This window comes from Pseudomonas sp. FH1 (assembly GCF_000510895.2).
Taxonomy (GTDB): domain Bacteria; phylum Pseudomonadota; class Gammaproteobacteria; order Pseudomonadales; family Pseudomonadaceae; genus Aquipseudomonas; species Aquipseudomonas azotoformans_A.
On the sequence record NZ_AOHM01000054.1, the window covers coordinates 24,707 to 31,280 of the forward strand.

Sequence of the window (6,574 nt, forward strand, 5' to 3'; positions counted from 1 at the left end):
GATGCGCATGACCCGCGCCTGTGGCGTCCTGCTGATGTGCGCCGGTTTCAGTACCGTCGCCCTGGCCCACAACCCGATGTGCGAGTGCAAGGAAATCCCCGGCGAGCAGATCCAGTGCAAGGGCGGCTTCTCCGACGGCAGCGGCGCGCCCGGCGTGACCCTCGATGTGATCGGCTACGACGAAACCATCCTGATGCCCGGCAAGCTGGGTGAGGACTCGACCCTGACCTTCAAGAAGCCGTCGGCCGAGTTCTACGTGTTATTTGATGCAGGCCCAGGCCATGTGGTGGAAATCGACCAAGCGGATATCCAGCCGCAATGACGACTACACAGGTTGTACGCCCCGCCGGTGCCGGTCACGAAACCCTCTACGTGCTGCTGTTGTGCCTGATCATCCTCGCGGTGGCCGGCTCAGTGATCGCATTGCACGGTGAATCCCAGGAAGTAGCGGCCGTGCCCAGCCATCAATTGGACGCGCGCCGCGATCTGAGCGCCGCCGAGCAAGGTATCTATGCCGACCTGCGCGTTACCCTGGATGAAATCCAGCTGTTGCAGCAGGAGCAAAGCGCGCTGCCCAGCCCGGCGCAGCTGGCCGAAGAAGGCTTTGCGCCCTTTGCCCAGGACGCCAGTTCGGTCAGCCGTGGCGATCACCGCTGGCAATTGCTGGAGCCTTCGGCCTACCTGGGCTTGAGCCAGGCACCGGCCACCGCCGGCTCACTGCTGATGCGTGTGCACGGTGCCGAACCGGATATCTGGCTCAATCGCCAGGCCAACCTCGCCGCCCCTTCCGACCTTACTGACCAGGCGCTGATCGCGGCCGGCTGGCAGCAAGTGGTCGCGCAATTCGATGCCGGCGTCACCCGCCAGCACCGTCACTGAACGAGAAGACCGATTGCCCATGTCTATTTCATCTCCCCTGTTGCGCCTGTTGCTGGTTGGCCTGTTCAGCCTGATGCTGGCTCCCCTGGCTAATGCTGAGGCGGCCAAGCGCCTGCGTATCGGCATCACCCTGCACCCTTATTACAGCTACGTAGCGAATATCGTCGGCGACAAGGCCGAAGTGGTGCCGCTGATTCCGGCCGGTTTCAACCCCCATGCCTACGAGCCGCGCGCCGAAGACATCAAGCGCATCGGCACTCTGGACGTGATCGTGCTCAACGGCGTCGGCCACGATGATTTTGCCGACCGCATGATCGCCACCAGCGAACGACCGGACATTCCAGTGATCGAGGCAAACGCCAACGTGCCGCTGCTGGCCGCCACCGGTAACGCCGCGCGCGGTGCGGGCAAGGTGGTCAACCCGCATACGTTCCTGTCGATCAGTGCGTCGATTGCCCAGGTCAACAATATCGCCCGCGAACTGGGCAAGCTGGACCCGGACAACGCCAAGACCTACACCCAGAACGCCCGCGCCTACGGCAAGCGCCTGCGCCAGATGCGCGCCGATGCACTCGCCAAGTTGACCAGCGCGCCTAACCCGGACTTGCGCGTGGCCACGGTGCACGCGGCCTATGACTACCTGCTGCGCGAGTTCGGCCTGGAAGTTACCGCCGTGGTCGAACCGGCCCACGGCATCGAGCCAAGCCCGAGCCAGTTGAAGAAGACCATCGATGAACTGCGCGCCCTGGATGTGAAGGTGATCTTCTCGGAGATGGATTTCCCGTCCACCTACGTCGACACCATCCAGCGTGAGTCCGGGGTCAAGCTGTACCCGCTGTCGCATATTTCCTACGGCGAGTACAGCGCCGAGAAGTACGAAGTGGAGATGACCGGCAACCTCAACACGGTGGTGCGGGCGATTCAGGAGTCCGGATCATGACGGCGGCGGAACAGCTGAGTGCCGTCAGCGTCGGCCCGACGCTTGAGTTCGATCAGGTTGCGCTAACGCTGGGACGCACGGTGATCCTGGATGACGTGAGCTTCAACGTACAGCCGGGCAGTATCCATGCACTGGTCGGCCCCAACGGCGGCGGCAAAAGTTCGTTGATCAAGACGCTGCTCGGGCAGACACCCCATCAGGGGCGACTGAGCCTGCATTGGCCGGCCACGCCCGGCACCATCGGTTATGTGCCGCAGGCACTGGAATTCGACCGGGGCTTGCCGATGACCGTGGATGATTTCATGGCCGCCATGTGCCAGCGGCGCCCGGCGTTTCTGGGCCTGTCCAAGCATTACGCCGGTGCGATTGGCGATGCGCTGGAGCGCGTCGGCATGCAGGACAAACGCAAGCGACGCATGGGCGCGCTGTCCGGCGGTGAACGCCAGCGCGTGTTACTGGCCCAGGGACTGATCCCGGCGCCACAGCTGTTGGTGCTGGATGAACCGATGTCGGCGCTGGATGAAGCCGGTATCCAGGTGTTCGAACGCCTGCTCAATGACTGGCGCCTGGCAGGCATCACCGTGTTGTGGATCGAGCATGACCTGGAGGCCGTGGGCCGCCTGGCCGACCGCGTCACCGGCCTGAACCGCCGCGTGCTGTTCGACGCCACGCCTAAAGAGGCGTTGACCCCGGATCGCCTGCTGACCCTGTTCTCCACCCACCCTCGGAGCCCGGCGCAATGAGTTATGAAGCTTTTCGCTTGATGGTCCAGGGCTGGGCCTCTTCCGGTTATCTGCCGGAAGCGCTGGCCTACGGTTTTGTGGTCAACGCCCTGCTCGCCGGTCTGCTGATCGGCCCGGTACTGGGCGGTTTGGGCACGCTGGTGGTGGTCAAGCGCTTCGCGTTTTTCTCCGAAGCGGTCGGCCACGCCGCGCTGACCGGCGTGGCGGTGGGCATTCTGCTCGGTGAACCCTACACCGGCCCGTATGGCGCGTTGTTCGGCTACTGCCTGCTGTTCGGCATCCTGCTCAATTACCTGCGCAACCGCACCGGCCTGGCGCCGGACACCTTGATCGGCGTGTTCCTGTCGGTGTCCCTGGCGCTGGGGGCGAGCCTGTTGCTGATTTTGGCGGGCAAGATCAACGTGCATATCCTTGAGAACGTGCTGTTCGGCTCGGTGTTGACGGTCAACGGCAACGACCTGCTGGTGCTGGCGGTGGTCGGCTCGCTGGTGATGGCCCTGGCGTTGCCGCTGTACAACCGCATCATGTTGGCCAGCTTCAACCCGCAATTAGCGGCGGTGCGCGGCGTGGCGGTGAAGACCTTGGATTATCTGTTCGTGATCCTGGTGACGCTGATCACCGTCGCGGCGGTCAAGGTCATCGGCGCGATCCTGGTGGGGGCGCTGTTGGTCATTCCGGCCGCAGCGGCACGCCTGTTGAGCCAGTCGCTCAAGGGCTTCTTCTGGATCTCGGTCGCGATTGCCACCGTCAGCACCCTGTGCGGGATCCTGCTGCCGATCATCTTCGACCTGCCTGTGCCGTCCGGCGCCGCCATCATTCTGGTCGCCGGTATCGCCTTCGCCCTGGCCGCCATCGCGCGCGGCACGGTGCCCAGCCTTAAAGGGAATCTTGGATAATGCGCTCCGTTCTTTCTCCCCTGGCCCTGGCCATCGCCTGCTTGTTCACCACGCCATTGATGGCGGCTGAAGCGGCCAAACCAGCTGCCCACGCGGCAAAACCGGTCAAAGTGCTGGCCTCGCTGCCGATCACCTATGGCCTGGCTGAAGTACTGCTCAAAGGCACCGACGTGCAGCTCGAACGCGCCGCCCCGGCCAACCTGCCGGGTTCGCGGCAAGTGTCCTACTTCACCGGCCGAGGCGCGCCAGCTCTGAGCAAATTGGCACTGGACGCCGACGCTGCCATCGGCCTGCGCTCGCTGTGGGCCGATGACCCGCTGTACCCGGTGGCGCGGCGCAGCAACATCCGCATCGTTGAAGTCGACGCTGCACGTCCGGTGGACGGCGGTCTGCCGGGCATCGCGGTGCAGCCGGACGTCACCGATGGGCTGAACAGTCAGCCGTGGCAGTCGAGCAACAACATGGGACGCATGGCCGATGTGCTGGCCGCCGACCTGAGCCGCCTGGCGCCCACTGCCAAACCGAAGATCGACGCCAACCTCGCCACCCTCAAGCAGCGCCTGCTCAAGCTCACCGCCGACAGCGAGGCGCGACTGGCCAAGGTGGATAACCTGAGCGTGGTCAGCCTGAGTGATCACTTCGCGTACCTGGTCAGCAGTTTGAACCTGGAAGTGCTCAGCACCGATGCGCGACCCGACGCGGAGTGGACGCCTGAGGCGTTGCAAAAACTGAGTGCCGAGCTGAAGGACAACGAGGTGGCAGTGGTGCTGCATCATCGGCAGCCGAGTGACGCGGTGAAGGCGGCTATCACTGCCGGTGATTCAAAACTGTTGGTGTTGAATGTGGACGGTGCCGAGCCGGTGACAGAGCTGGAAACCAATGTGGATCAGGTGATCAAGGCGCTGACCCCATAACATCCACACCCACATGAATGGCATCATGCCGCCAGAACTCCAGGTCGCAGTCGATCAACCGCTGGTGCTGATCATAATTGACCCGGGCGATCCGCAAGCCCGGACTGCCCACCGACACGCGCAACGCGGCGGCGGCTTCCACCGGCAGTGAGGTCGGCACGATTTCAAAGCGCACGCGCCCGTAGTGCAGGTCGTACTTGCGCGCGTACAACTCCGTCATCGACTGATTCAAATCACACGCCAGGATCCCCGGAAAATACTGCGGGTTCAGGTAGTGCTCCACATACAGCACCAAGCGCCCATCAATCCGCCGTCCCCGGCAGATCTGGATCACACTGGACAGCGCGGGCAACTGCAACCACGCACACACCGCCGCCGAGGCCGGTTGCAGGCGTGCAGAGATGACTTCCGTAGAAGCGACCCGCCCCTGGTCGCTGACCATGGCGTGAAAGTGGCTGCGTTGCATCAGGTTGTACGCCAGCCGTGGCGGTGAGACAAACCAACCGCGCCGCTCCTCGCGATAGATCTGACCCTGCGCCTCAAGTTGTAACAAGGCTTCCCGCACCGTAATCCGGGTGGTACCAAACAACTCGCTGAGCTTGCGCTCGGCAGGCAGTTTGCTGGCAGGCGGCAACAAACCGTGGTCGATCTGCTCTTGCAGCGCCAGGCCAATGGATGTCACCGCCTTGATTGCCTCATCACGCATCAACGTTACCTATCTGGACTAGACCAGCACCGATCCGGTGCACAAACCGCTGCGTAAACCGGCCAGCACTCAAGCTTGCCAGCCTAGGCATTACAGATGACCGACAGATGACAGTCCGTATCCATCGCCCTTAGCACACCCTGCAATACATCGGCCAAGTCCAATCAATGCGGGCACTTGGGCATGGTCTACGCTAACTCTGCGACAAGCGACATCAGCGATTTAAAAACGACATCGACATGAAACTGTCATCCATCGAGCCTAGATTGGCTCAGGTATTGCTGACCTAGACCAACACCACTGCAATCGTTCATAAAAAACGCAGCGTTGAAAACGCCCAAAGGAGCTTCGGATGAAACAGCTTTTCCTGGCATCACTGTTAGGCTCGACCATTGCCATGTGCACCGCCGCCATGGCCGCTGATACCGATCTAAAAACCCTGGAAGCTGCCGCAAAGGCAGAAGGCGCCGTCAACAGCGTCGGCATGCCCGATGATTGGGCCAACTGGAAAGGCACCTGGGAAGACCTGGCCAAGACCTATGGCCTCAAGCACATCGACACCGACATGAGCTCGGCCCAGGAAATCGCCAAGTTCAAGGCTGAGAAAGACAACGCCAGCGCCGACATCGGTGACGTGGGCGCAGCGTTCGGTCCGATTGCGGTGAAGCAGGACGTCACCCAACCGTACAAACCGTCAACCTGGGCCCAGGTTCCGGATTGGGCGAAAGACAAAGACGGTCACTGGGCCTTGGCGTACACCGGCACCATCGCGTTTATCGTCAACAAGAAGCTGCTGCATGGCTCTGAAGTGCCGACCAGCTGGGCTGACCTGCAAAACGGCAAGTACAAGGTCTCCATCGGTGACGTGAGCACCGCAGCGCAAGCGGCCAACGGTGTACTGGCAGCCGCCATCGCCAATAAAGGCGACGAAAAGAACATCGCCCCCGGCCTGCAGTTTTTCACCAAGATCGCCCAGCAAGGCCGTCTCTCGCTGTCCAACCCGACCATCGCCACCATGGAAAAAGGCGAAGTCGAAGTGGGCATCGTCTGGGACTTCAACGGCCTGAGCTACAAGGCCAAGATGGCCAACCCGGATGACTACGTGGTGCTGATCCCATCGGACGGCTCGGTGAAATCCGGCTACACCACCATCATCAACAAATACGCCAAGCACCCGAACGCCGCGAAGCTGACCCGCGAATACATCTTCAGCGACGCCGGCCAACTCAACCTGGCGAAAGGCAATGCGCGCCCGATCCGCGCTGAAACCGACCTGAAACTGCCGGCCGATATCGCCAAGAACCTGATCCCGGGCGAGCAGTACACCAAGGCCAACCCGCAGCCGATCAAGGATGCGGATGCTTGGGAAGCGACTTCCAAAAAGCTGCCTCAGCTGTGGAACGAGCAGGTCATCGTAGAGATGAAGTAAAGGTCTGAAATGCGGTCAGTGTGGGAGCAACTGTCTTTGAGGATTTATTTTCAAAATAATCCTTTCG

General features: G+C 61.9%; 8 protein-coding genes. 7 read left to right on the plus strand and 1 reads right to left on the minus strand.

Annotated elements, in window-relative coordinates; all coding sequences use genetic code 11:
- The first annotated feature begins 1 nt into the window (after position 1).
- From H096_RS17300 to H096_RS17325, 6 genes are read left to right on the plus strand one after another with little or no spacing between them, the layout of a single operon-like run.
- Positions 2–322, plus strand: a complete 321-nt coding sequence (locus H096_RS17300; RefSeq protein ID WP_241495513.1) for a hypothetical protein — start codon at positions 2–4, stop codon at positions 320–322.
- Positions 319–879 carry a DUF6162 family protein gene (locus H096_RS17305; protein ID WP_016980242.1) on the plus strand — a complete coding sequence of 187 codons (561 nt, stop codon included), beginning with the start codon at positions 319–321 and terminating at the stop codon, positions 877–879. The genes H096_RS17300 and H096_RS17305 overlap by 4 nt, the downstream gene beginning before the upstream one ends.
- Before the next feature lie 19 nt (positions 880–898).
- The gene (locus tag H096_RS17310) at positions 899–1,819 is read left to right on the plus strand and encodes a metal ABC transporter substrate-binding protein (protein WP_016980243.1); all 921 of its coding nucleotides are present in this window, start codon (positions 899–901) and stop codon (positions 1,817–1,819) included.
- Positions 1,816–2,562 (plus strand): metal ABC transporter ATP-binding protein, encoded by a 747-nt coding sequence (locus H096_RS17315; protein WP_033900315.1) that lies wholly within the window; start codon positions 1,816–1,818, stop codon positions 2,560–2,562. Before H096_RS17310 ends, H096_RS17315 begins: the two co-directional genes overlap by 4 nt.
- Positions 2,559–3,458: a metal ABC transporter permease gene (locus H096_RS17320; protein WP_033900316.1), complete on the plus strand. Its 900-nt coding sequence runs from the start codon at positions 2,559–2,561 to the stop codon at positions 3,456–3,458. Before H096_RS17315 ends, H096_RS17320 begins: the two co-directional genes overlap by 4 nt.
- Complete coding sequence (locus H096_RS17325; protein ID WP_033900318.1) at positions 3,458–4,372, plus strand: zinc ABC transporter substrate-binding protein; 915 nt, start codon at positions 3,458–3,460, stop codon at positions 4,370–4,372. Before H096_RS17320 ends, H096_RS17325 begins: the two co-directional genes overlap by 1 nt.
- Here H096_RS17325 and H096_RS17330 read toward each other — a convergent pair.
- Entirely contained in the window at positions 4,353–5,078 is a 726-nt protein-coding gene (locus H096_RS17330; protein ID WP_033900319.1) for a UTRA domain-containing protein, read from the minus strand. The genes H096_RS17325 and H096_RS17330 overlap by 20 nt on opposite strands.
- A gap of 352 nt (positions 5,079–5,430) precedes the next feature.
- Here H096_RS17330 and H096_RS17335 point away from each other — a divergent pair, with 352 nt between their 5' ends.
- Positions 5,431–6,507, plus strand: coding sequence for an ABC transporter substrate-binding protein (locus tag H096_RS17335; protein WP_033900320.1), 1,077 nt, complete (start codon positions 5,431–5,433; stop codon positions 6,505–6,507).
- Positions 6,508–6,574: the final 67 nt, after the last annotated feature.